This is a genomic window from Calothrix sp. UHCC 0171, assembly GCF_034931845.1.
GTDB lineage: Bacteria > Cyanobacteriota > Cyanobacteriia > Cyanobacteriales > Nostocaceae > Brunnivagina.
In genome coordinates, this window is the sequence record NZ_JAYGHN010000001.1 from 371941 (window position 1) to 395721 (window position 23781).

21 protein-coding genes are annotated in these 23781 nt (G+C 40.0%); 13 read left to right on the top strand and 8 right to left on the bottom strand.

Annotation, left to right across the window (positions count from 1 at the left end; genetic code table 11):
• Positions 1-134: 134 nt before the first annotated feature.
• A complete protein-coding gene (locus tag VB733_RS01470; RefSeq protein ID WP_323338335.1) occupies positions 135-920 on the bottom strand; it encodes a COP23 domain-containing protein in 786 nt (261 codons plus the stop codon).
• Positions 921-1077: 157 nt separating this feature from the next.
• Positions 1078-3237 (bottom strand): OmpA family protein, encoded by a 2160-nt coding sequence (locus VB733_RS01475; RefSeq protein ID WP_323338336.1) that lies wholly within the window; start codon positions 3235-3237, stop codon positions 1078-1080.
• A 538-nt stretch (positions 3238-3775) separates the two neighbouring features.
• On the opposite strand from VB733_RS01475, the gene thrC reads away from it, so the two are divergent.
• From thrC to VB733_RS01490, 3 genes are all read left to right on the top strand, one after another.
• A complete protein-coding gene (gene thrC / locus VB733_RS01480) occupies positions 3776-5074 on the top strand; it encodes a threonine synthase (protein WP_323338337.1) in 1299 nt (432 codons plus the stop codon).
• 387 nt (positions 5075-5461) lie between these two features.
• Positions 5462-5737: a MoaD/ThiS family protein gene (locus tag VB733_RS01485; protein WP_323338338.1), complete on the top strand. Its 276-nt coding sequence runs from the start codon at positions 5462-5464 to the stop codon at positions 5735-5737.
• A 309-nt stretch (positions 5738-6046) separates the two neighbouring features.
• Positions 6047-6589 carry a DUF2996 domain-containing protein gene (locus tag VB733_RS01490; RefSeq protein WP_323338339.1) on the top strand — a complete coding sequence of 181 codons (543 nt, stop codon included), beginning with the start codon at positions 6047-6049 and terminating at the stop codon, positions 6587-6589.
• Positions 6590-6716: 127 nt separating this feature from the next.
• On the opposite strand, the gene VB733_RS01495 is transcribed toward VB733_RS01490, so the two are convergent.
• The gene (locus VB733_RS01495; protein ID WP_323338340.1) at positions 6717-7229 is read right to left on the bottom strand and encodes a TM2 domain-containing protein; all 513 of its coding nucleotides are present in this window, start codon (positions 7227-7229) and stop codon (positions 6717-6719) included.
• A 364-nt stretch (positions 7230-7593) separates the two neighbouring features.
• Between VB733_RS01495 and acsF the strand changes: the two genes are divergently transcribed.
• The 4 genes from acsF to VB733_RS01515 all read left to right on the top strand — a co-directional run bounded on the left by acsF (position 7594) and on the right by VB733_RS01515 (position 12848).
• On the top strand, positions 7594-8670 hold the full coding sequence (gene acsF, locus VB733_RS01500; RefSeq protein WP_323338341.1) for a magnesium-protoporphyrin IX monomethyl ester (oxidative) cyclase: 1077 nt from the start codon (positions 7594-7596) through the stop codon (positions 8668-8670).
• A 229-nt stretch (positions 8671-8899) separates the two neighbouring features.
• Entirely contained in the window at positions 8900-9643 is a 744-nt protein-coding gene (locus tag VB733_RS01505; protein ID WP_323338342.1) for a hypothetical protein, read from the top strand.
• A 141-nt stretch (positions 9644-9784) separates the two neighbouring features.
• The gene (locus VB733_RS01510) at positions 9785-12043 is read left to right on the top strand and encodes a CHASE2 domain-containing serine/threonine-protein kinase (protein ID WP_323338343.1); all 2259 of its coding nucleotides are present in this window, start codon (positions 9785-9787) and stop codon (positions 12041-12043) included.
• Between the two features lie 97 nt (positions 12044-12140).
• Positions 12141-12848, top strand: coding sequence for a phosphatidate cytidylyltransferase (locus VB733_RS01515; RefSeq protein ID WP_323338344.1), 708 nt, complete (start codon positions 12141-12143; stop codon positions 12846-12848).
• Between the two features lie 71 nt (positions 12849-12919).
• Here VB733_RS01515 and pgeF read toward each other — a convergent pair whose 3' ends face one another.
• Both pgeF and VB733_RS01525 read right to left on the bottom strand, forming a co-directional pair.
• Positions 12920-13717, bottom strand: coding sequence for a peptidoglycan editing factor PgeF (gene pgeF / locus VB733_RS01520; protein WP_323338345.1), 798 nt, complete (start codon positions 13715-13717; stop codon positions 12920-12922).
• Positions 13718-13771: 54 nt separating this feature from the next.
• Positions 13772-14446, bottom strand: a complete 675-nt coding sequence (locus tag VB733_RS01525) for an energy-coupling factor ABC transporter ATP-binding protein (protein WP_323338346.1) — start codon at positions 14444-14446, stop codon at positions 13772-13774.
• 762 nt (positions 14447-15208) lie between these two features.
• Here VB733_RS01525 and VB733_RS01530 point away from each other — a divergent pair.
• Positions 15209-16147, top strand: coding sequence for a Sll0314/Alr1548 family TPR repeat-containing protein (locus VB733_RS01530; protein ID WP_323338347.1), 939 nt, complete (start codon positions 15209-15211; stop codon positions 16145-16147).
• Between the two features lies 1 nt (position 16148).
• Here the strand turns inward: VB733_RS01530 and VB733_RS01535 are convergent, their stop codons facing one another.
• Positions 16149-16286, bottom strand: coding sequence for a hypothetical protein (locus tag VB733_RS01535; RefSeq protein ID WP_323338348.1), 138 nt, complete (start codon positions 16284-16286; stop codon positions 16149-16151).
• 39 nt (positions 16287-16325) lie between these two features.
• Here VB733_RS01535 and VB733_RS01540 point away from each other — a divergent pair, with 39 nt between their 5' ends.
• The gene (locus VB733_RS01540; protein ID WP_323338349.1) at positions 16326-16778 is read left to right on the top strand and encodes a DUF3531 family protein; all 453 of its coding nucleotides are present in this window, start codon (positions 16326-16328) and stop codon (positions 16776-16778) included.
• Positions 16779-16916: 138 nt separating this feature from the next.
• On the top strand, positions 16917-17345 hold the full coding sequence (locus VB733_RS01545) for an NUDIX hydrolase (protein WP_323338350.1): 429 nt from the start codon (positions 16917-16919) through the stop codon (positions 17343-17345).
• A 15-nt stretch (positions 17346-17360) separates the two neighbouring features.
• Here VB733_RS01545 and VB733_RS01550 read toward each other — a convergent pair whose 3' ends face one another.
• Positions 17361-18281: a nucleoside hydrolase gene (locus VB733_RS01550; protein WP_323338351.1), complete on the bottom strand. Its 921-nt coding sequence runs from the start codon at positions 18279-18281 to the stop codon at positions 17361-17363.
• A gap of 62 nt (positions 18282-18343) precedes the next feature.
• Positions 18344-19279: a ribokinase gene (gene rbsK, locus VB733_RS01555; RefSeq protein ID WP_323338352.1), complete on the bottom strand. Its 936-nt coding sequence runs from the start codon at positions 19277-19279 to the stop codon at positions 18344-18346.
• A gap of 586 nt (positions 19280-19865) precedes the next feature.
• Here rbsK and VB733_RS01560 point away from each other — a divergent pair.
• The 3 genes from VB733_RS01560 (at position 19866) to VB733_RS01570 (ending at position 23777) form a co-directional block, all read left to right on the top strand.
• Positions 19866-20243 (top strand): calcium-binding protein, encoded by a 378-nt coding sequence (locus VB733_RS01560; RefSeq protein ID WP_323338353.1) that lies wholly within the window; start codon positions 19866-19868, stop codon positions 20241-20243.
• 216 nt (positions 20244-20459) lie between these two features.
• The gene (locus tag VB733_RS01565) at positions 20460-21641 is read left to right on the top strand and encodes a patatin-like phospholipase family protein (RefSeq protein ID WP_323338354.1); all 1182 of its coding nucleotides are present in this window, start codon (positions 20460-20462) and stop codon (positions 21639-21641) included.
• A gap of 180 nt (positions 21642-21821) precedes the next feature.
• Positions 21822-23777 (top strand): DUF3352 domain-containing protein, encoded by a 1956-nt coding sequence (locus VB733_RS01570; protein WP_323338355.1) that lies wholly within the window; start codon positions 21822-21824, stop codon positions 23775-23777.
• The last annotated feature ends 4 nt before the right edge of the window (positions 23778-23781 follow it).

Consider the following 23781-nt stretch of genomic DNA (forward strand, 5'->3'; position numbering starts at 1 on the left):
CACCTCAACCCATCATCTGCATAGATAAATTCAGAAGTTATTTCTTAACACTTTGAAAAATATAAAAAGACGCACTTTTAATAGGTTCATGTGCGTCAAGCTATTCCATGCCGTTTTGGCGATCGCAATTCAAATTAACGGAATTTACCGGGGTTGAGACGAACACCAGCTTGATTTTTTGCTGGCTGACGGTTAATACTGACTCCATTTTTGAGTTGAGTGCCAGTACCTCTATCAGCTTTATCTAAAAAGGGCTTGAGGCTAATGGGTGATTTTGCAGAGGAGCGATTATTTCTACCTGTGACGGTATTGTATATTTGTTCAACTGTATTACCACCTCCAGTACGGCTGGTATATGTGTTGACACCATAGGTTTGTTCGCCATTATCGGCAGATGCCAGGTTTTGGAACACGCTGTTACGGACGACGTAGGGGTCTTTTTCTGGGGGAACAGTGAAGACAATACGGCAAGCTGGATTAGCTTCGGTGGTGACGCAAACAACATTTTGTCCGTTTTCAATCCCAGTCTGCAATTCTAACAAACCATCGCGACGGTACAATTCTAAACGTTGAGCGATCGCATTACAACGACGAGCCATATCCCAACCACCACCCATGCTGCGGGGGTTCGCCCAAGCAAAACCTTTACCAAGCTGACTTTGGGGTTGGTACATCACGGTATATTGACCATTTTGTTGCTGGCAAAAGAAGCGGGCATTGCTATCAGCCGTAGAACCTCCAGATGGATATCTGTTGCCAGAGGATATTGTGGAATCAGTGGAACCACCATTAGATGTGGTAGGCACAACTACATCATTGTCACCTCTGTATTGAGCTTGAGCAACTGAATTGCCTAGTAAAGAGAAACCAAGGCTGGCAAACAGTAATAAATTAATCGGACGCATAAAAAGCGATCGCATAAATTATCCTCTCTGGGATATCATTGGGTCGATAATCCATTTGACGGATTTTTTGCAATTTTGATTCTGGTTTTTGAATTGAGTCGATTATTGGTTTTCAGAGACATAGCATTGCTACGTCTCCGCTATAAATATTTATTTTTCATTTATTTTTCATTTATTTTTCTATTTGCAAATCTTCATCTTGGGTTTCCAAAATAATCTCAATACCGCGAATATCAAAGAACATGACTTCGACACGACGGTTGTAAGCATGTTCGACTCTATTTCTTCCAGGTGTTTTTAATTTTCTTTCTCCAAAGGAACGAATTGTCATTCTCTCTGGTGCAATACCTTTTTTAATTAGATAATTTCTGGCATTTCTCGCACGTCGGAATGCTAAGTCTTTGTTATAGGCATCGCTAGCACGCGCATCGGTGTGTCCCTGGAGTTCAATGACAATTGTCGGATATTGCTGTAATACCGCCACAATTTTATCTAGCACTTTGCTACTCGCCCCACTGATAAAATCTTTATCTAGGGCATAGTGGATATTATTGGGAACCCGTAAACGGATGGGTTCTGGTGGTGTGGGAGGTTCAGGAATTGGCTCAACTGGTGGCTCTGGAGCCGGAGTTGGTGTTGGTGGTTTGGGTGTTGTACAGTTGGGAATTTCAGCCGATGGTTTTTTGAACTCTAAGTTTTGGCGAACTTGAGCCATTGTTTCCGGGTTTGTTGACATCACCACAGCCGAATATGCCGGTTCAGAGGTACCATATTCAGGATGGGTTGCGATCGCGCTAATTATTTCCCCTGGTTGCAGTTCTTCTAATGTCGCCGCAAATTTACCTTTCTCATCTGCTTTGGCGGCAGCGATGACTTGATGTAAAGCTCCTTCTCTAACTTGATAAATTTGGATTTGTGAACCTGGTTCCGCAGTGCCATCAATGCGAGTTTTACCATTAATATTTAAAAATTCTTTGGCGAGAAATTCAGGTGCATTAATTGCCCCATTTCCCGTATCTAAGCGACGATTTGCGGAGGTTCTGGGAGGATTTTTGCCATCACCTGTTTGGAAATCTTGAACCCCAACATGTCCGCGTGTATTTAAGTCGATGCTCAATCCTTCTAATTTGGCAAAACGGTTATTTTCAATCAGGTTACGAATTGATGTGCCTTGATTAAATGAACCAGTGGGGGGAAATGCAGTGACGGTGACACCAGCACCAGCTTGATGGCTGATTTGATTATCTGTGACTTTATGGTTACTGCCCATCAGGTACACTGCGGCGCGTCGCAAGCGTCGTCCGTTATATCTGATATTGTTATCTGTAATTTCGATCGCACCTTCGGGTTTAAAGAGAAATATCCCACTACCATCATTTGCACATAGTAAGTTAGCACGAATTTGCGATCGCGCAATTTTACCTTCTAATCTCATTGCATCAGGCATTCCTGCTAAACCGTTAGCAATAATAATATTTTCTAGTACCTGCATTCCTTCGGCACGAAATCCTGTAATGATTCCACTGCCGTCGTGGTAGGAAATACGATTATTTTTAATTACTGTGTCAATCGCGTTAAATACTGATACCCCAAAGGCGGAAGTGGTTTCTGGCATTTTTTCATCGGGGGTAATACCTAACCAGTTGTTTTCAATAACTACATTTTTGGGTGGATTGGTGTGGTTTTTGCTGTCGCTGGAGGCAATGAAAATATCAGCCGGGGGGAGACTGGCTGTGGTTTGATGTTTTGAGGTAAAGCCATATAGACTTAATCCGCGAATGGTGATGTTATCTGCAACTACAGATAATCCCCGAAATACTTCTTTGCCATCGGCAGGTGTAATGGCAACAACTGGGCGAGTTGGTAATGCCGGAACATATGCTTGAGCATTGGCGGGTTGTGCGGTGTCGTATCCGGGTTGGGTTGTACCATCAATCACGACTCCAGGGGATGTTATTGCTGGCAAAACATCGGTGAGTTGGATGGTAGTTTGTCCCGCCGCCAGGTTAAATTCTATCCGTGAATTTCCGCTTGTTGGCTGAATTTGCGCTTTTTCACTAGGTGTAAGTTGATCTAGGGTTAGGGTATTGTTAGTAAGTGCGATCGCTTCTCGTAGTGTTAGCTGTTCATTTGCTTTGATTTCATCTTGGTTGCTATTGACTGTTATTTTTAAAGGCTTTTGGGTTTGTGCTGTGGCTGCTCCTATTGGTAAGGAGAAGGAAAACAAAAGGTGTATTACTAGTATTGTTAACTGGGATTTGTTTTTGACGCGAAATAACAGAAGGTATTCTCTCCCTTTCTCCTTTGCTCTCAAATCTCTTTGGTACTTCATATTCCCATACCCTCACTTTGCTGCTGCTAACTCAGTTTGATTTTTGTATTTGCGGAGAGATTACACCACTGATTATTTTGATTTTTTCTGTTGACTGAATAGATATATTTACAGTCCCCACCTGTCAAATAGTTTATTTAGCTTAACTGTTAATTCTCAGTATGCACCTCCGGTAGAACCCGTATCTGAGAATTCCTAGGCTGGAGATACCGTTAATTATCCAAAATCCATCTTGACTTAGACACTAAAGCATGCAGTATCTTAGACGACACGTATTTTGTAATTGTGCCAAATTTACGAATACTACTGAAAAAGCTGTGGCAACTAAAAAATTTGGAGATTTTTTTTGCGAAAGTTACATGATTTTTCTTTGATCAACAGCAAATTGATGTCATATCAAATCTCAATCCCTGACTACACAAGGGTTTAGTGGTTGACTAACTAATCCCGACAAAAAAAGTCGGGTATGTTTGACGAGTATTTTTACCCGTGGTAGCATCGTTTCACATTCGACGGAAGTACAGGGAAGGCAAAAACAATGACCCAGGCGATCGCCAAACAAACCCAAACAGCAAACGCGACCTTTACCGCTTTAAAGTGTAAAGAATGCGGAGCCGAGTACGAATTAGAAGCAAAGCATGTATGTGAGTTGTGTTTTGGTCCTTTGGAAGTCAAATATGATTTCAGTCGCCTGAGCGTTACCCGCGAGAGTATCCAAGCGGGACCAAATTCAATTTGGCGCTACCGTCAGTTTTTGCCTGTAGCTACAGATAACTATATTGATGTTGGTACGGGGATGAGTCCGTTGGTTAAATCTCAACGTTTGGCTCGTCGCCTAGGTTTAAAAAATCTTTATATTAAAAATGATGCCGTCAACATGCCCACCCTCAGCTTCAAAGATCGGGTGGTATCAGTCGCATTGAGCCGCGCCAGGGAATTAGGCTTTACAACTGTATCCTGTGCTAGCACCGGAAATTTAGCCAACTCAACAGCCGCGATCGCTGCTTATGCTGGTTTAGACTGCTGTGTATTTATCCCTGCCGATTTGGAAGCAGGCAAAGTTCTAGGTAGCTTAATTTACAGTCCCACCTTAATGGCAGTTCAAGGTAACTACGACCAAGTCAACCGTTTATGCTCGGAAGTTGCCAACACACATGGCTGGGGATTTGTCAATATTAATTTACGTCCCTATTACTCAGAAGGTTCCAAGACACTGGGTTATGAAGTTGCCGAGCAATTAGGATGGGAATTACCTGACCATATTGTTGCACCTTTGGCTTCCGGCTCCTTATTTACTAAAATTTACAAAGGATTTAATGAGTTTGTGGAAGCTGGTTTGGTGGAAGGGAAGCCAGTTAGATTTAGTGGAGCGCAGGCTGAAGGTTGTTCTCCTATCGCCGAAGCATTTAGAGAAAAACGTGACTTTATCAAACCCGTAAAACCAAATACAATTGCGAAATCAATTGCGATTGGGAATCCCGCAGATGGTGTGTATGCAGTTGAAATTGCCAACAAAACTAACGGTAATATTGAATCTGTAACCGACGCGGAAATCATTGAAGGCATCAAGTTGCTAGCTGAAACTGAAGGTATCTTTACGGAAACAGCAGGTGGTACAACCGTTGCTGTCTTAAAGAAACTGGTTGAAGCTGGTAAAATTGACCCTGATGAGAAAACCGTTGTCTACATCACGGGTAATGGTTTGAAAACTCAAGAAGCAGTTCAAGGTTATATTGGTGAACCCTTCACTATTGAAGCGAAACTTGATAGCTTTGAACAAGCACTTGAACGTTCTCGTACTTTAGACCGTCTTGAATGGCAACAGGTGCTTGTATAATTTTGGATTTTAGGTTTTAGATTTGGGATTGAGTTCATAATCTCAAAGTTGCAAATCTCAAAGTTTAAAATCTCAAATAACTAAAAGGTTTGCATTTTGACTGAGATTTCGGGATGTGGATTAGATCAACAATCAAGCTTTAACTGTAGGGTATTGTTGGCAAGTCACCCATTAAATATATGTAATGCATGTGTATTATGTATGTATTGTGCGTTGGGCGATCGCAAATACCCTACAGAATTTGTAATTTGTGAAGGGTAAGTAATTAAATCCATGTACCTGGGAATCCTCAAAATCTAAAATCAGAATCATCGCAAGCACTAAGTTAATTTTGGAGTTTAGATTCAGTCTAAAATTCAAAATCTCAAATATAAACTCTCTAAAAGTATGGCAGTAAAAGTTTTAGTTCCAACCGCTCTCCAAAAATTCACCAATAATCAAGCTACCCTTGAATGTTCGGGTAATAGTATTTCCGAACTTTTAAACTCCCTAGAACAAGCTTGTCCCGGTATTAAAGAACGTCTTTGTGATGAAAGTGGACAACCAAGACGTTTTTTAAATTTCTATGTTAATAGCGAAGATATTCGCTTTTTAGATGGAACATCAACACCTCTTAAAGATGGTGATGAAGTCAGCATTGTACCTGCGGTTGCCGGCGGTTGATGGATTGATGAGTTATTAGTTGTTCATCGTTTCTTGTTAGCGATCGCGACAAAATACTATTATTTAACTATTGTCATTGTCAGTTTGATTTTTGTAATTACCCACTAAGTGGTTATTAACTTTTAGGAATTGTCAATTCTTAAATGTTTTCCCTGAGTGGGTTAATTTATCAATTTTAGCCATTACAACCAATAGCTTCAGCGCGACTGTGTCAAAATGAAAGTGAATCAATAACCTTAAGGTGAGTGCTTGTGTTGCGTTTTGCAGCAGGTTCACGCTTATTAGCAAAACAAAGGATTTACTTTAGCTATGGCAGAAGAAAATAATCAAAATCAAGCGGGGGATAAGGTTCCCGGTACTGACTCACCCGAAACAACCGATATGGCAACTGCAAACGCAGATAATAGTGCCAATGCAGCCAAGCCAGCAGCAAAGAAAGCAGCAGAAGGAAAACCCGCAGTCGCCAAGAAAGAAAAGGCTCCGACTGTGGAGGATAAGCCATTTCTGGACTTTATGCAGCAAGATTACGTGCCCGCCTTACAAAAAGCCATCGCATCCGAAGGGGTGCGAGATTTAACACTCTCGTTTGCAAAGCAGCAAATCCCCATCAGAGGTGTACAGCTTGGTGAATGTTGGCAGGTAATTGGTAGTTGGCAAAACGGTTATCGTCAATTTAACTTATATTTTCCTGAAGAAAATATTCAGGGGAAAAAGGCGTTTTCTTGCAATGAAGGTAAAGTTCCCAGCACACTGGAATCATTTTTAATTGACGAGCGCAAAGTTACCCTTGACATGTTGGTATCGAGATTAGTTTACCGCTTGAACGGTCAAAAATGGTTGGGAAGAAATTAGAGTTTGGTTAATGGTTAATTATAGATTGGTTAATAGTTAATGGGGATTCGGGATTGAATATTACTGAGTCGTTGTCGCTAACTTTTAATAATTAACTATTCATCATTAACTACTAATCAATTAACAACTAACCAATTTCATGGAAATGATAAGTAACGGCTCCAGTAATGGGGTCGTTATTGATATACACATATCCCGATTTTAGCATCTCTTTTAATGTACTTTCAACTTCTAGGAAGCTTGCTCCAGTTGCCTTTACGCCTTGAGTAACTGTGAGTCTACCAGCATTATTTTCTGCGGCTCCAATTAACCTTACCATTAAGTTTTCCTTTGGTGAGTTATATAATTGCTCGGCAACAACAACTTGATTTTCAGGCACTCCCAATGGCGATAATCCAGCTTTTAAACGTAATTGCATTTCCCGTTCTGTAACCATTTCCGGAATTAAAAATAAATCAATAAATTGTCCAATTCCAAATAAACCGCCAGTCAATAACCACAAAACGCCAGTGCCAACTTTTCCATTATATATACGGTGTAATCCACCTAAACCAATAAAAAAGCACCCAGATAAGATGTAAGATATCATCAAGCGGTCTTGATGTTCTTTGACTCTAACTTCCTGCTGTTCAATATTCATTTGTTTTGTCTCCAAAATAATATTAAATGAATGTTAAATTTCCGATATCACCGTGATTTCTAACTGGTGCAATAATTACAAAATATACAATTCCATTTTAGTCGCTACACAATCAAGTATGTCGGGTATTTAGTCAATACACTTCCCCCAACCTCATCACCCAATTGGATGATTTTCCGGCTACGAAAAGATTTGTTGCAACTCTTAACGTTTTTCCCCTCCTTTTTTTGTGCCGTGCCTTGGTAGACTGAGATTTATACTTAAACAATTATTGTCGTTGCTTGCGCCGATGAGAACATGTCTCATGTCTCAGTAGTGCATTCCAACGTAGAAAACTCAGAAGAAAAGCAAGAGCAATTTAGACATGGTAGATTCCCTAAAAAAACCAGGTTTTGAAGAAATGCGTGCGGGGACAAAAGTCCCAGCGAAGGAAACTTTGCTGACACCCCGGTTTTACACCACGGACTTCGATGAAATGGCAAAGATGGATTTATCTATCAATGAAGATGAGGTAAAAGCCATTGTCGAAGAGTTTCGCGCTGACTATAATCGCCATCACTTCGTTCGGGATGAGCAATTTGAGCAATCCTGGGATCATATTGATGGGGAAACTCGTCAGTTGTTCGTTGAATTTCTAGAACGTTCCTGTACTGCTGAATTTTCGGGATTTTTGCTATATAAAGAACTTGGTCGTCGTCTCAAAGATAAAAGCCCCCTACTGGCTGAAGGCTTTAACTTGATGTCGCGGGATGAAGCACGTCACGCTGGCTTTTTGAATAAGGCGCTCTCGGATTTTAATTTATCGCTTGATTTGGGCTTCTTGACAAAGAGTCGTAGCTATACATTCTTTAAACCGAAATTTATTTTCTACGCGACTTATCTTTCTGAGAAAATCGGTTACTGGCGCTACATTACTATTTTCCGTCATTTAGAAGCAAATCCCAGCGATCGCATTTATCCAATTTTCCGTTGGTTTGAAAACTGGTGTCAGGATGAAAACCGCCACGGTGACTTTTTTGATGCAGTCATGCGCGCACAACCTGAAACCCTCAACGACTGGAAAGCACGTTTATGGTGTCGCTTCTTTCTGCTGTCGGTATTTGCAACCATGTATCTGAATGATATTCAACGTACCAAGTTCTATGAGTCCTTGGGGTTGAATACACGGGAGTTTGAATACGAAGTCATTAAAAAGACGAATGAAACTGCGGGTCGTGTCTTCCCTGTAAAATTGAATGTAGATCATCCTGAGTTCTATCAACGCTTGGAGATTTGCGTCCAAAATAACGAGAAATTAACGGAAATTGTTAGTTCTAATACGCCCAAGCCAGTGCAATTTTTCCAAAAATTGCCTTACTACCTTTCTAATGCTTGGCAAATAACAAAGCTGTATTTCCTCAAACCGATTGATGCCGCACCTACTCATGGTATGGCTCGCTAAATCATCAGTGATTGGTTAAATAATTAAGTGGTTTCGTTTCTGCGGAACCACTTTTTTGTGGGAATGCCCTTATGTATAAATAAATACGTTTCTGAGCAACTCCAGATATTATGTTCGCCTATAGAATAGCAATCAAACAGACGCGGGGATGACTAGATAGGGAGACACGGAGAAAAATTAATGATCAAGAATTTGCCGAACTTGGGATGAAGCGTATTGAGTATAAATTATGTATGTAGACAATTTATGGGTAAAAGTTATATCTCTAAAAAAGCTTTCACAGACCCCATTATGGATATTATTGGGGTTAATCAGCAGCTTTTGTCTAACTCTCAATCCAGCTTGGTGTCAAACTCCATCTACGGCGGCAGAAGATTTAGATTTGAGTCCAGAAGTAATTAAAAATAGTCCAGTTTTACAAAGATGGCAGAGGCGAATACCGAATATTTTAGATGAGATTAGAAATGATCCCAGTTTTCCCACCCGCTTGAGGTTTGGTTATTCGCACATTTCGACAAATGGGCAAGGGGGTGGTGTAAATTTAGGTGTCGAAGATATTTTTATTGGTAATAGTCGCTTGACAGTCAGTGGTGATTATCACACAGCTTTTAGTGGTAATCATAATTCCTATGGTGTTAATTTTAATTACTATTTGCGTCCTTTAGGCAGTTATGTGAATATTGCACCTGTGATTGGCTATCGACATTTGGAAGTGGAGCAATATTCGACTAGTGGGGTAAATTTAGGTGCAAAGTTGCTGTTGGTATTGTCTCGTGGTGGTGGTGCAGATATTTCCCTGACTCAAAGTTGGATTGCTCCTGGCACTTCATCAGAGGCAGGTTTAACTAGTCTCTCAGTGGGGTATGCGGTGACTCGGAAATTGCGAATTTCCACAAATATCGAGAAACAGAATACAAAAGCGAGTCAAGATAGTCGTCTGGGTTTGTTTCTGGAATGGATAGTCGGAAATTAGATTTCCCTCAAATGATTGACTTCTTTGGCATAATTTCTGATTTGATGCCCTGTGAAATTGCTACATTTATATTAATTGGGGTAATTTAGATTAATCCTGCCACTTGTAACATCTACCACTTTGGGTTTCCACAAAACCATCATGATTGGACTTTTCAAAAAAATTCGCTTTTTGAATATCAAGCAGGATGTCAAAGACAGTCATGGTGAAGTTGTTGTTGCCGACAGACAGCCGACAGATTTTTCAGTGCAAGATGTGCAACATCAGAAACCTCAGGGTAAGCTGTCGCTGTTACTAATTACGAGTGTGGGTGTGACAGCCTTAATTGCAGGAATACGTTATTTGCAGTGGTTACAACCTCTGGAATTAGCTGCATACGACTATTTAATTCGTTCTCGTACTGCCACTACTCCTGATAATCGCTTGTTACTAGTCACAGTCACGGAAGATGATATTCAACGTGAGGGATATCCGTTACCGGATGCGACAGTAAATAAATTGTTGGTAAAGTTGGAGTCATACCAACCTCGTGTGATTGGTTTAAATATTTATCGTCCCCAGCAAAAGAATCTTGGAGATGGGGTAAAAAATCCCAGCAATATTTTTGGTGTTTGTGGATTTAGTAGTTTGAACGACCCGGAAATCCCGCCACCACCAAATTTTACCATTGAAAATATTGGTTTTAATGACTTAGCACCAGATCGCGATCGCATTATTCGTCGTAGTTTATTATTCGCAGACTCGGATGATAAGAAGTGTCATTTCAAGTATTCATTTGCCTCATTGTTGGCTTTAGAATACCTACAAAAACAAAATATAGAATCTAATTTTATCAATGAAAAGTGGGTATTAGGTCAAACAGTAATACCAAATCTGCAAAAAAATTCTGGTAGTTACGTCAATGCAGATGCTGATGGTTATCAAATTATGCTTGATTACCGTCACCCCAATTCCCTGGCTCAAGCAGTATCCGTTACAGATATTTTAAATAACAAAGTTAATCCTAATTTAATTAAAGATAAATTAGTCATTATTGGCAGTACAGCCACAAGCATGGATAGGGGAGTTTCTACACCCTACAGTGCCCTTGCTCACCAACCCTTTGGTACTGCCCCCATATTCATCCACGCCCAGACAGTCAGTCAAATACTAAGTACAGTTCTCGATGGCAAACGTCAAATTTGGTACTGGCAGGATTGGCAAGAAATTGGTTGGATATGGCTTTGGGCAATTCTTGGTGGAGTATTAGCTTGGCGAGTTCGCAATCCCCTATTTTTATTGTTAGTTGGTACAACCAGTTTAGGCGGATTGCTGGGAATCTGTTATTTAATCTTTCTCCAAGCTGGTTGGATACCTTTAGCACCTCCAGCAATGGCTTTATTAATGACTGGTGTCGGTGTGATGGCATATTCAACCTACCGCACCCAAATAGAAACTAGAATAATTATCCTCCAAGTTGAGAAACAACAGGAAGCGATCGCACAATTAAGTGCGTTGTTGAAGGAAAATACCCATATTGGGGATAATACTTCTCTACCCACTAATGCCGTAATTGATACGCCCCAACGTCAAACGGGTGATTTTCTCCTCAGTGGTAGATATGAGATTAGTCGTGTTTTGGGTTCCGGGGGCTTTGGTTGTACCTATTTGGCAAAAGATAGACAACGCCCCGGCAATCCCACTTGTGTTGTCAAGCAATTAATGCCTGCACGTCGCGATGCTCGATTTCTGCAAGTTGCCCGGAGGTTATTTGATGCGGAAGCTGAGATTTTATTGATTTTGGGTAAACATCCTCAAATTCCCGATTTATTGGCATTTTTTACAGAAAATCAAGAATTTTATTTGGTGCAGGAATATGTTAAAGGCAAAACTTTACATCAAGAATTATCATCTGCAAACGCTGTTAAAGATGAGCTATATGTAATTGAAATGCTCAAAAGTATCTTGCAGGTACTTAAATTTGTCCACGAACATCGAGTCATTCACCGCGATATTAAACCAGAAAATATTATTCGCAATTCCCAAGATAATAAATTGGTATTGATTGATTTTGGTGCAGTCAAAACCATGCAACCACCCAATACCGAAAAAACAGAACTAGCCACGGTTGCCATTGGGACACGCGGTTATGCAGCACCCGAACAACTTGTGGGGCATCCGCGTTTATCCAGTGATGTTTATGCTTTGGGGATGATTGCAATTCAAGCATTAACGGGAATAGCACCCCATGCCCTGGCAATCAACCAAGATACGGGAAATGTTGAATGGCGCAATTTTGCCAAAGTTAGTGATGCCCTGGCAGCAATTATTGATCAGATGGTCTGCTATCATTTTAGCGATCGCTATCAATCTGCGGCGGAAGTATTAGAGGATTTAAAACGGATTGATTTACCGATTTAATGGAAATCATTGAACTTTTCCAGGTATGTAATATATATTTTTTAAATTTTCAAATTTTCAAATTTCCCAATCAACAAAATCAACAAATACAAATGTTATGACAGCAAATGACTATATGGGTCTTGTCATTTCTTATACATACGCCACAGCACTTCTAATTATAGGAGAAACACTAAGAAGAGTTTTTGCGATTAAACCAGATTTAACACGCAAATTCATACATATCGGCGCGGGAATGTGGATTTTTGGAGTTTTAGCACTATTTAACTCCTGGGAAATCGGAATTATTCCTTTTGCTTCCTTTATCTTCCTCAATTACCTGTTCTATCGTTACCGACTTGTGAGCGCCATGGACACTTCCAGTAGCTCCCCAGGAACAATTTATTTTGCCATTTCAGTCACGCTTTTATTTGCAGTATTTTGGCGACCACTGTCAGTAGACCAAGTGCCAATTGCGACTGCTGGAGTCATGGCGATGACTTGGGGAGATGCATTAGCGGCATTAATTGGTAAAAATTACGGAAAACACAAGTATCAATTTGCCGAGAGTACGAGAACTTGGGAAGGTTCGTTAGTGATGTTTGTCACCAGTGTTGTTGTCATTTTTCTGGTATTAACTCTGCTACCAACTTCAATTTTCAGTCCCAATTCTCTAACTTGGGAAACATGGATAGCAATTGTGACTGCTGTTGTCGCGGCTGCTGCGGCTACGCTTGTAGAAGCAGTTTCACCACATGGAACAGATAATTTAACAGTGCCCTTAGTTACAGCAGGGTTTGTGGGCATTGTATATTATTTAACTTGAAATTAATTTGAATCTTGACTGTAGGCGATCGCTCAAATCTTAACTCAAATTTGATTGCTGGGAATTTTTAATTATTTACTAACAATTCCCGACCATTGAACTTTTTTCTCCCTTTCTCGACGATAGGAAAAGAAATATTCGGGAGTCTGGAAAGTACAATAGGGTGCGATCGCAATTTGTTCTGGGGCAATTCCCATATTTTCCATCTGTATGACATTCACCCGTCGCACATCCAACCGGGCTTTTCCAGCTTCGGGATCAGGTAAAATCGGCGAATTTGCCTGTTCCACCAAACTTGTAACAATTTTATGGGGATGAGTTTCTGGAGAAATACTGTCACCAACTTCAGCCGCAGTTTCAATTGAAACTTGATACACTTCACCAGTAATAGCTGGACCCAATGCTACCCTAATATCTCCCAGCTTACTACCTTGGGCAAGCAAACGCGAAATTGCGACTGGGACAATTTTTTTTGCTGTACCTCGCCAACCTGCATGTACCGCCGCTACCGCACCAGTGTTCACATCAGCAATCAACGCAGGTGTACAATCAGCACTCGCGACCCAAACTGCCTGCTGCGACATATTACTAGCAATGCCATCACCATGTACGAGTGCAGTATCACCATCCCCGTCAACATCATCACCACCAGTCGCCAACTTATGGGTGATTTCCTCAGGTGTCAAAACAATATTGCCATGCACCTGTTTTAAACGATAACCAGAGGCTTGTGGTTGTAACACCTTCGTTAATTCCTGTGGTGGCTTACCCACAAACTGTTGTGTAAAAAAACCATGGGGAAAAGATTCTAGCAAACTACAAGTTAGATAAGGTAAACCTTGCCAAGTACGCCAGTGCCAAGTGTGCATCGTCAACTCACCAAAATATACAATTGGATTTTGCAAGTTTAGTCTAGCTTGAAATTAAGCTGCTGGTTGAGGTTCTTTTATCTTTGCTTCCAGTTCTACAGGGTCTATTATTTTTAGTTCTCCCTGCTGAATACTCCAACAATGGTCGGCTATAGCCAGTAAATCTCCAGCATCATGTGTCACCACCAGAAGCGTCCAATGCTGTTTTAATTTGGCTAATAAGTTGACTAATTGCTGGCGCATTGACCAATCCAAGCCAGCCGTAGGTTCATCCAATAATAAGATATGCGGTTGGCGAATCAATTGTACTGCCAAAGCTAAACGCCTTTGTTGACCTCCACTTAATGCATGTGGTGGTGTTGATAGGGATAAATGCTCTAATCCGACTTCGCTGAGTGCTTCCTTTACCCTCTCGCTACCTATTTCGGGATGTCCCAAGCGCAATTCTTCTAAAATTGTCCCACCACAAAAATGTCTTTCGGGAAACTGAAATACTAATCCAGCTAATTGCTGTACCTGTTCCGCAATCAGTTCCTGTTCGCGCCAAAAAATTGATCCGGATGTCGGTTCTGCGAGTCCCGATAAAATTTCCAGCAACGTGCTTTTACCAGAACCACTTGGTCCGATAATTAAACCCAGTTTTTGGGATTCCAAATCGAGATTAATGGAGTTGAGAATTGGATTGGGGCAAGCGGTTGGATGATAAGTGAGATTTCTGAGATAGAGCATTTGTTCAGATTACCAAAAAAGTCAGCAACTTATTGATTAACTACACGACGGGTAAATGTATAGTTCCGAAAAATTCAAGAAATATGTTTGGTTATTGAGCATGGAGCATGGGAAAGCCAGAAATAATACCCGAACAAACCCAGTGTCTCTTCACGGAAAATCTCAAATTAGCCAGAAAAATCAAGAAACTACGTTTCTTTGATTACACAAAGACCTAAGATTAACCAATCAGGCTTAAAGTTATTATTCCCTAATCTCCATTGTGACAAACTTATGATTGGACAATCTGATGTTTCTATTAAGTGGCATATTCCGACGGGCTGGGATACCCATGTCACATCATGTCCGGTTGCATACTTATCATGAAGCGCGACACGGAGACTCAGAGACGCGGGGATGCGGAGAAATCTCAATTGTCAGAGATTAGCCGCACATGATATTACAAGAGGCTGAGAATTATGACTAGGCAATTTCCAGGTGATTGAGTTTAACAATAAAAACTCTGGGAACTCGAAAAAATTACTAGAGTCATCAAAACTCAGAATGAGGCTGAATCTATTTTGGATTCTGTATAAAGATTATGGGTTACTTGAGAGTGATATTCCCAAAGGGAGAAGCTCATGCCCCAGCATTTACTACCAATCTACAGATGTATCTAAATCATTATTCAGTCTAAAATCATCATCTAAAATTTAATTAATACCATTGTAATTATAAGTAATATCTAAAACACGTACACCAGTAATAGTTCTGAGGCAAGTCATGACCCATAGGTTCCCATATTCAAAATTCTTTTTGCCAATAAAGTTAAAAAAACTTCCTGCTACATTATTTACAGCAGCAATTTTATTGGTGACAGCACTCAACCCTGTATTTGCTGCCGACCCCTTCCGTACAAAAGACCAGCGTAATATTGGGAACAATACAGAAGCAGTATTTAATGCTGTTTTCCTCAAAGGCGATTACCAAACAGCTAACAGTTTGTTAGAACAAGCATTAACCACGGAAGCTAATGAGCCGCTACTATATGCGATGAGAGCTTCTTTGGCGTACACCAATAAAGATATTGCAGGTCTCGAAAGCTACAGTCAACAAACCCTAAAAGCGGCTGAAAAATTAATGGAGACTGATAAACTGCGTGGCAATTTATATGCAGCAGTTGGTGAATTTCTGGGTGGTGCAGTTATTCTCAGTCGTCAGGGAACAGTTAACGGTGCGCCACAAGCATTAAGTAAGCTGCGGAAAGTTTATGAATATCTTGACAAAGCGGAGGCAGTATCACCACAAGACCCAGAACTCAACTTAATTAAGGGTTACATGGATTTAATGTTAGCAGTCAATTTACCATTTGCAGACCCCGCACAAGCGATTCAGCGTTTGGAGAAAAATGCTGCACCCACATATTTAGTTGATAGAGGCATCGCGATCGCATATCGCGATATGAAACAATATCCGAAGGCTCTTGACTATGCCGAAAAAGCTTTAAAAGCTACCTCCGATAATCCAGAAGTTTATTATCTCAAAGCCCAGATTTTGCGTGAAAAAGCTAAAAAGGACAAAAATCCACAATTAATGCGTGATGCCGTGAATCACTTTGACAAAGCCTTAACGAAAAAAAATCAACTTCCAGCAGGTTTAGTTAAGCAAATCGAACGCGAACGCGGCAATGCCGATAAAAGTATCAATAACCTAGGAAAATAAGTCATGGGAGGACACAGAGAACTACCTTTACAGACCAAATCTCCGTGTCTCCCCATCTCCCCATCTCCCCATCTCCCCATCTCCCCATCTCCCATAATTTCCCTCTCTCTTCTAAAATTGTTTCTGAATCCAAAAACATTTTGGATTAATCCCTGTCCTCCTTTTTCCCTTTCCCCCTATGCTGATACAGTTTCGCGAAATTAACCCATTTGACGTTTGGATTTGGCTAAAATTCAGCACAATTCCTTCCCAACGTGAGAAAGAGTACGTTGAAGAAGTATTTCACTCTTGGTTTTATCTTGGAAAATTAGGTGGTTTTAACGCTGAAAATCTGCAAGTACAAGATACGGGACTGGAAATTAGTTATATGAGTTACGACCAAGAGGGTTATGATCATAGCCTCAAGGCGCTCATGCACAATATGGGAGAATTTGAGTATGAGGGACAATGGGCACGATGCTGGTTTGACTTAGGTACAAGTGATGCGATCGCAATTGATATTTTGGTGAATGCTCTAACACAACTAAGCCAAGAATATGTGGTTATCGAAGAACTCTACATCGGCGGCGAAAATTCAGATTGGACAGTTGAAGAAAGTGATAGTCGTCCTTCCTTTATCTACGATAATTAAAATGTCTAGTAAGTATTCATATAAAAATAAATTTAATCAGTAGTGTGGGCATCTTGCCCACCTTGGAAAAATAGCAAGCGAGACGCTTACACTACTTATTTTTATATGATTCTTAATCATTAACTATTAACTATTAATATGCACAAAGAAGGTGAAATTCGTGTTATTGCCTTAGGATTAATTCGTGATGGCAATAAAATATTTGTTTCTGAAGGATATGATCCGGTAAAAGGAGATCAATTTTATCGCGCTATGGGTGGAGGAGTTGACTTTGGCGAAACTAGTCTTGAGGCTTTAAAACGCGAATTTCAGGAAGAAATTCAGGCAGAATTGCAAAATATTCGCTATGTTGCTTGTCTTGAGAATATTTTTACTTTCAATGGTAAGCAAGGTCACGAAATTATTCAATTATATGAATGCGATTTTGTTGAGCCTAAATATTATCAACTGCAAAGACAAGAATTTACTGAGGGTGAGAGAAAAAAACTTGCTGTTTGGGTTGATATTAATGATTGCAAATCTGGCAAATTTAGACTAGTTCCCGAAACCTTTTTAAATTACTTGTAGCATCAGCAAGTTTGCTTATCTTTGCCACTGTTGCAATATATAGGGATAAAACCAATCTTTATCAACTGTATCCATTGCCAAGATTTTTCGTCCTCCCGACACTACTTTTGTGCGTCCCTGACTTTTGCCTGTGGCAATAATTTCTGTTTCCCAGGGGCGCAATTGAAATGCTGGAGGATGCCCTAAATACGAAGTCGCTAAAACATCCCAAGCATAATAATCTTGAGGAATCACTAAAGCGTAGCATTGCCCCGCCAGATCAGATATATCGTATTGCCTTTGTTTACCCAGTTTTTGCACAAATTCGGGGTTGACAGGAACATTATTCGTAATATCCAACGAACACATAATAATTTCGAGAGAGCTTTGCCAAACTCGTGCCACCGCCAGGGCATCCCAATAAGCATTCCACTCTGCACTTCCGTCTTGTCCAGGTTCCCAATTTTTTTCAACATTACCAGGGACATTCAATGCACCACCCATCCAAATTAAACGCTGAATTTTGGATTCTATTTCGGGTGCTTTGTCAAGTGCATAGGCAAGATTTGTTAATGGTCCCGTAATTAGCAATGTTACGGGTGTTGATGCTTCTTGGAGAACCCGAATCATGAAATCTTGCCCCGATTCCCTCAGTAAAGGGGTGGTGTAGGTGTCTCGTTGGTTGAGAATGGGAAAGTTATCAATGACAAAAGAATCACGACGATAGAGATTGGGAAATGCATTAATGCCGCGCAGGGTGCTTTCAGCAACGGGAATATGGGATTTTCCCATTAAGTCTAAAATTTTGCGGGTAGCACTGACAGCAGGTTGGATATAACAATCCGCAGGCGTGACGATAACACCAAGGGGTTCGATATGTTCCATCGTCATCAGCAGCATGGTAGCCAGAAAGTCATCAACTGCCCCATCATGATCGAGTAAAACTTGTTGTTTCATAGAGGAAAGCGTAAAACGAAAGGACAATATAGGAAAATTAATATCTCAGCAGACAAAACTCATTAATCAAGACTTCTAATTCCTCTTTCTTTAAGGAAAATATCGAAGGTATATTTATCAGGTAAAGATGGTTGTGCGCCCGGTTTCGTTGCTGCGATCGCACCGGCTGCTGCTCCCCAAGTGACACTATCATGTAAACTTAAGTCAGAGGCGATCGCTGCTGCTAATCCGCCACTAAATGCATCTCCAGCCGCAGTTGTATCAATTGCTTGTACGGGAAAGGCGGGGATAAAAAAGCATTCTTTGTCGCTAGCACAATATACCCCTTTTGCCCCAAGTTTAATAATGACGCATTTGACTCCCCTTGCTAACAAAATTTCTGCGGCTTTGGCTGCGGATTCCTTATCTTCGACGGGAAAACCTACTAATTGTCTGGCTTCAACTTCGTTGGGAGTAATGATATCTACTAGGGAATAAAGTTCTTCAGGAACATCTAATTGTACGGGGGCTGGATCGAGAATTACTTTCACCCCGGCATGATGTGCAGCCCTAGCAGCCGCAACTACACTTGACATGGGGACTTCAAATTGCAGAAGTAAGGCTTTGGCTCTTGGTAATAAATTTGACAGCCGCTCCACATCTTCCTTATCTACGAGTCCGTTAGCTCCAGGTATGACAATAATTTGATTTTCGCCAGTATCATCTACAATAATTACCGCCACACCAGAACTCGCAGTTGCTTCAATGGAAACATTCTCGGTTCGCACTCCCGAAGTTTGCAAACTCGTAATCAGTTCAGCACCAAAACTATGTGCGCCAACACGTCCAATCATATATGTGGTTATGCCTAAACGGGCTACAGCCACAGCTTGGTTGGCTCCTTTTCCACCCGGCGCTTTAAAAAAGTCTCGTCCCATCAGTGTTTCACCGGCAACGGGCAGTCGTGGAGCTGTCGCAACTAAGTCAATATTAATACTGCCGAAGACTATAACTGTCATATGCCTATTTTTTATTTGCAAGTTTGTTCTCAGGTTACTCGGTGAATATACTACAGAGGTTTTGTCTATGCTTCAAATGAGTCTATACCCTCATGCTGATGTCAGTTGCAATTTGTGCTTATGTATTAATACTTATAAATATCGTATAATTTAGTGAGATTAATTTCTTAAAGATGTCTCTAGTCGAAAAATAGCGATCGCATTTTCATCAATAAATCATCTAAAAAAGCCTGTTTTTGGCGGAATATTATTTTTGTTTGCAAGTATCACCATCGAGACTTTTGTGACATCAATTGCAGTAAAAATTCCTGTGGGTAAAGATCAGAAATCAACCAAAAATTACAAATTTGGGATTAAGGTAAAATAATAGATGATCAATGCATATCCAGTATGAAATTACCAGTAGTTCCTTAACCGAGAATTGACAGGTAAACACAAAGACGCGGAGATTTTTGTCCCGGCAAAGTGACTTTGGTAAACTACTAAAAATAATATTCTCAAGAAAATTCTCCAGAATAGTTGAGTTGATAGACTGAAATCGGTAATATTTACCTTTATTAAGTCTGATACCGTGGGGGGCGTTGTTATGTCGAATGTCGAATTAGATGCAAATCGCGAAGAACGGATTAAAAGTGAGATTCTTATTGATGCTGAGGATAAGGAAGACCGGGCAATGGGCTGGTATTATTATCTAGATGACAGTCTCAACTTCCCCTTTAATGCCAAATGGGCAAAAAAAGGACGCAAGGGAACTTCACCGGAAAAAGATGTTGAGGTTTTGGGTATGGCTACCGAGGAAGAATGTTTGCGTGACATGCTTGTGGAGGTAGTAGAAACTGGGGGTAGCGATGATGATGTCGAAATTGCCAAGTTAAATGATTTAAAAGTGCTTGACGCTGACAGTGATACTCAGGAAGCGCTGAATGATTGGTATTATTGGGTGGCTAGAGGGTATAAGTTTTAATAATCTCCAGATTCAGGAATCATATCATGTCTGGTTGGATACTTATTATTAAGACTGACACGGAGACTTAGAGACGCGCGAACGCGGAGAACTTTATAATTGTAAGTGATTAGCCGCACATGATGTGAGAATAAATTATTTTTGGTAGATACATAAGTTACCCGCAATTACTGATTTTGCGGGTATATTTTTAGGGAAATAAAAAATATTGAAATTATGGTATTTAGAATCTTAAGTTTAGATGGAGGAGGAATACGGGGAATAGTAGCAGCGAAAATGCTGGCTGCAATTGAAAAGGAAATTCAGCAACCTCTGAATGAGTATTTTCACTTGATTGCCGGAACCTCCACTGGTTCTATTCTAGCAGCTGCGATCGCACGAGGTCGTAAGAGTGAAGAAATCGTCGAACTATATCAGCAAAAAAGTTCAATTATTTTCCCCTATAAAAAAAGACTTACCCTCAAACGTCTGCCTTTACTTTTCAAACATGGGATTTCGGCACCAAAATTTTCCGATGCAGGTTTAATCAAAGTTATGCAATCGGCTTTTGGTGACACTACCCTTTTTGATATTTTCTCACCCTTATTACTGGTAATTTCTTTTGACACAATCGAGCGTGAACCCATCTTTTTTAAAAATTGGCGACAAGATAAGGGATACGGCAACATTCCCCTATGGGAAATATGCGTTTGTTCAGCTTCTGCACCAACTTATTTTCCTGCACATCGACTCGATAAAAGAGTGAGTGGAAATGCCCAAGATGGGTTAAAAAATGCCATTATTTTGGATGAAGATGCCGCTTCTGTGAATGACGTTTATAACAACGCCCAAATTAGAATCATCGATGGCATGGGTAGTGGGCAAACTCGGACAATCACTAAGTATATCGGCTCATTTCGAGAAGCAATTGTTTCCCCAGATTGGCAGCAAATCCCCAATAAAACATCTGTTTACTCCATTAAATCTGTATTTTCAGCTATTGATGGCGGAGTTGCAGCTAACAACCCATCAAGTTGTGCGATCGCTGAAGCTTTAAAATTAGGATATAAGGTGGAGGATATCCGCATTCTTTCCATTGGTACGGGTGAGCGTACGCGAGTTATTCCTTACGAATATGCTCAACATTGGGGTTTAATTCAATGGGCACAACCCTTAATTGGTGTATTATTTGACGGCTCTTCGGAAATTTATGAATACATCACTAAACAGATAGCACATGAGCGCATTTTACGACTACAATTTAAACTCGATCGCGATTTAACTGGTAAGCGTTTAAGTGACGATATTGATGATATTAGTCCTGATAATATTCATAATTTATTGGAAGCTGCACAAGTGTACATAAAGCAACCAAAAATACAAGCTTCTCTACAAAAATTTTTACAAAATGCTGAGTAAATAATATTTATGATTTATCCAAAAAAAACTCATAAATTTTTAATTATTAATTAAATTTCTGGATGTTGAAAGTTTTATATAATTAAAATCAATATACGCAAATATACTAGATGTAGTTTGTATCTTTTTATGTTAGTAAGAAAATACGATTACAAAATACATTATCCAAAGGTATACAGTATGAGAATAATGGTTAAGGGGAGCATAACAACCGCTCTTGGTTTATTGTTATGTATGTCAGGGGCAAAAGCCGAGGAATTAAACACAAAATTACGAGTAACTAGTCAATCTTCGGCTAATTCAATTGCACTTTCATCACCAAAAAATCATCAAAATCAACCATTAAGTGATGCAATTATTTTTTTAGACAAAAAGCTGACTCTTGCGGCTAAAAATCACAATAATATCGCCAAACAAGTCAACGAACAGCCAAATAATTCCACCACACAAGAGATTATCAATTTTTTACCTACAGATTCACCTTTAGTTGGTTTCATCAGTATTAAACCCGAAAAATGGGATAATTTGACTCGCTTTCATTTGTTCCACATGGCAAAGCAAACAATATTCAAATTTATGCCCCCGAATCTGGGTTTCAACTATGCCAGAGACATACAATCTTGGCTAGGAGAAGAAATCGTAGTTGCTTTTATGCCTAAAATTAGCAATAATCCGGCAACTATGGAATCAAGTTTTGTGATGGTATTTCCCATTACCAACGACATGCGAGTAGAGACTTTTTTGGATGAAGTCAAAAAAGATAAAAACAAGGTGAAAATTCGCGAATATCAAGGTGCGACAATATTTGAAATTAAAACAAACACCTCAGCCAAACCACTGCCAACGAAAGCCATTAAACAGAGAGTCAAATCATTACCAGAATCATTAAATAAACTTAAAAATAGACGACAAAATAATTTAGCGATCGCAACTTTTCCAGGTTATGTTGTTTTAGGATTAGATAGTAAACCCTTGGAACAATTAATTGACACCAAGAATGGAAAGATTGCCAATATTAGGGCTAACTCAGAATTACAAACATTAACTCAACAACATCAAGCCCCAGGGGTACTATTTTCCATGTACCAAAACCCCGTTGCTTACATGAGTTTAGTTCAAGATTTAATTAAAGATTTAGCTCAAGATTTTCCGGCTGAATTCAGCAACACTTTGCCATTACTGGGTTTGGACAATATTAACCTCGAACAGTTAAAAGCATACAAAAGCATTAATAGTTCCCTGCGCTTACAACCGGAAGGAATGCGTTTTCAAGTTCAAGCTTACATGGCAAAATCGACAACTGCAAATCAGCTAAAATCAGCCAAGAAGCCAGTCAGCAAAAGAGAACAACTAATGATATCTCGAATGCCTGCTGCCACATATTCAGCAATCACAGGTAGTAATATTAACCTATATTGGCAAGCGTTGTCCCGTGGATTTGAAAGTATACCTGAAGTCAAGAAAGGGTTAACTGAATTTCGCAATTTTGTCCGCACTACCACTGGCTTGGATTTTGACAAAGACTTTATTGGCTGGATGGATGGGGAATATGGCTTTTTCACTTTCCCAACCAAGGGAGGATTGTTTAAATTATTTAGTCCCAACGCTAATTTCGGTGTTGGTTTAATTGTCAAAACTAATAATCGTAGTGTTGCTGAAAACACCTTAAATAAATTAGAGCAATTAGTTAAATCCTCCAGCAATGGTGAAGCAACTATTAAAAATAGTGATATCAAAGGTAAAAGTGTCACCAGTTGGAATGATAGAACAGGTTCTTTTAGCCCATTTGCCTACAGTTGGATTGAACAAGATACCCTACTTCTCACCACTGGATTTGGTGCAATCACAGATTTACTTCCCAAACCCTATGTGCAGCTATCTGACACTTATAATTTTACGACTGCAACAAATTCACTTCCCTACCCGAATCAAGGTTATTTTTACGTCAATATGGGTTCTTCCCTATCATGGATTTATGGTTTGATTCCCCAGGAATTTCAAAATAATGAATTTTTCAACATCTTTAAACAGACAATTGGTTCAATTTACAGTGTCTCAGCTACCACATCTTTAACCCCAGAGACACAGCAGATGGATATGTTGATGGTATTGGCACCAACTCGGCAGAAAAAATAAGAGC

Excerpts from the sequence above, each read along its gene's own strand:
- VB733_RS01470 (WP_323338335.1), bottom strand. The coding sequence starts at position 920 with ATGCGATCGCTTTTTATGCGTCCGATTAATTTATTACTGTTTGCCAGC.
- VB733_RS01475 (WP_323338336.1), bottom strand. The coding sequence starts at position 3,237 with ATGAAGTACCAAAGAGATTTGAGAGCAAAGGAGAAAGGGAGAGAATAC.
- thrC (WP_323338337.1), top strand. The coding sequence starts at position 3,776 with ATGACCCAGGCGATCGCCAAACAAACCCAAACAGCAAACGCGACCTTT.
- VB733_RS01485 (WP_323338338.1), top strand. The coding sequence starts at position 5,462 with ATGGCAGTAAAAGTTTTAGTTCCAACCGCTCTCCAAAAATTCACCAAT.
- VB733_RS01490 (WP_323338339.1), top strand. The coding sequence starts at position 6,047 with ATGGCAGAAGAAAATAATCAAAATCAAGCGGGGGATAAGGTTCCCGGT.
- VB733_RS01495 (WP_323338340.1), bottom strand. The coding sequence starts at position 7,229 with ATGAATATTGAACAGCAGGAAGTTAGAGTCAAAGAACATCAAGACCGC.
- acsF (WP_323338341.1), top strand. The coding sequence starts at position 7,594 with ATGGTAGATTCCCTAAAAAAACCAGGTTTTGAAGAAATGCGTGCGGGG.
- VB733_RS01505 (WP_323338342.1), top strand. The coding sequence starts at position 8,900 with ATGTATGTAGACAATTTATGGGTAAAAGTTATATCTCTAAAAAAGCTT.
- VB733_RS01510 (WP_323338343.1), top strand. The coding sequence starts at position 9,785 with ATGATTGGACTTTTCAAAAAAATTCGCTTTTTGAATATCAAGCAGGAT.
- VB733_RS01515 (WP_323338344.1), top strand. The coding sequence starts at position 12,141 with ATGACAGCAAATGACTATATGGGTCTTGTCATTTCTTATACATACGCC.
- pgeF (WP_323338345.1), bottom strand. The coding sequence starts at position 13,717 with ATGCACACTTGGCACTGGCGTACTTGGCAAGGTTTACCTTATCTAACT.
- VB733_RS01525 (WP_323338346.1), bottom strand. The coding sequence starts at position 14,446 with ATGCTCTATCTCAGAAATCTCACTTATCATCCAACCGCTTGCCCCAAT.
- VB733_RS01530 (WP_323338347.1), top strand. The coding sequence starts at position 15,209 with ATGACCCATAGGTTCCCATATTCAAAATTCTTTTTGCCAATAAAGTTA.
- VB733_RS01535 (WP_323338348.1), bottom strand. The coding sequence starts at position 16,286 with ATGTTTTTGGATTCAGAAACAATTTTAGAAGAGAGAGGGAAATTATGG.
- VB733_RS01540 (WP_323338349.1), top strand. The coding sequence starts at position 16,326 with ATGCTGATACAGTTTCGCGAAATTAACCCATTTGACGTTTGGATTTGG.
- VB733_RS01545 (WP_323338350.1), top strand. The coding sequence starts at position 16,917 with ATGCACAAAGAAGGTGAAATTCGTGTTATTGCCTTAGGATTAATTCGT.
- VB733_RS01550 (WP_323338351.1), bottom strand. The coding sequence starts at position 18,281 with ATGAAACAACAAGTTTTACTCGATCATGATGGGGCAGTTGATGACTTT.
- rbsK (WP_323338352.1), bottom strand. The coding sequence starts at position 19,279 with ATGACAGTTATAGTCTTCGGCAGTATTAATATTGACTTAGTTGCGACA.
- VB733_RS01560 (WP_323338353.1), top strand. The coding sequence starts at position 19,866 with ATGTCGAATGTCGAATTAGATGCAAATCGCGAAGAACGGATTAAAAGT.
- VB733_RS01565 (WP_323338354.1), top strand. The coding sequence starts at position 20,460 with ATGGTATTTAGAATCTTAAGTTTAGATGGAGGAGGAATACGGGGAATA.
- VB733_RS01570 (WP_323338355.1), top strand. The coding sequence starts at position 21,822 with ATGAGAATAATGGTTAAGGGGAGCATAACAACCGCTCTTGGTTTATTG.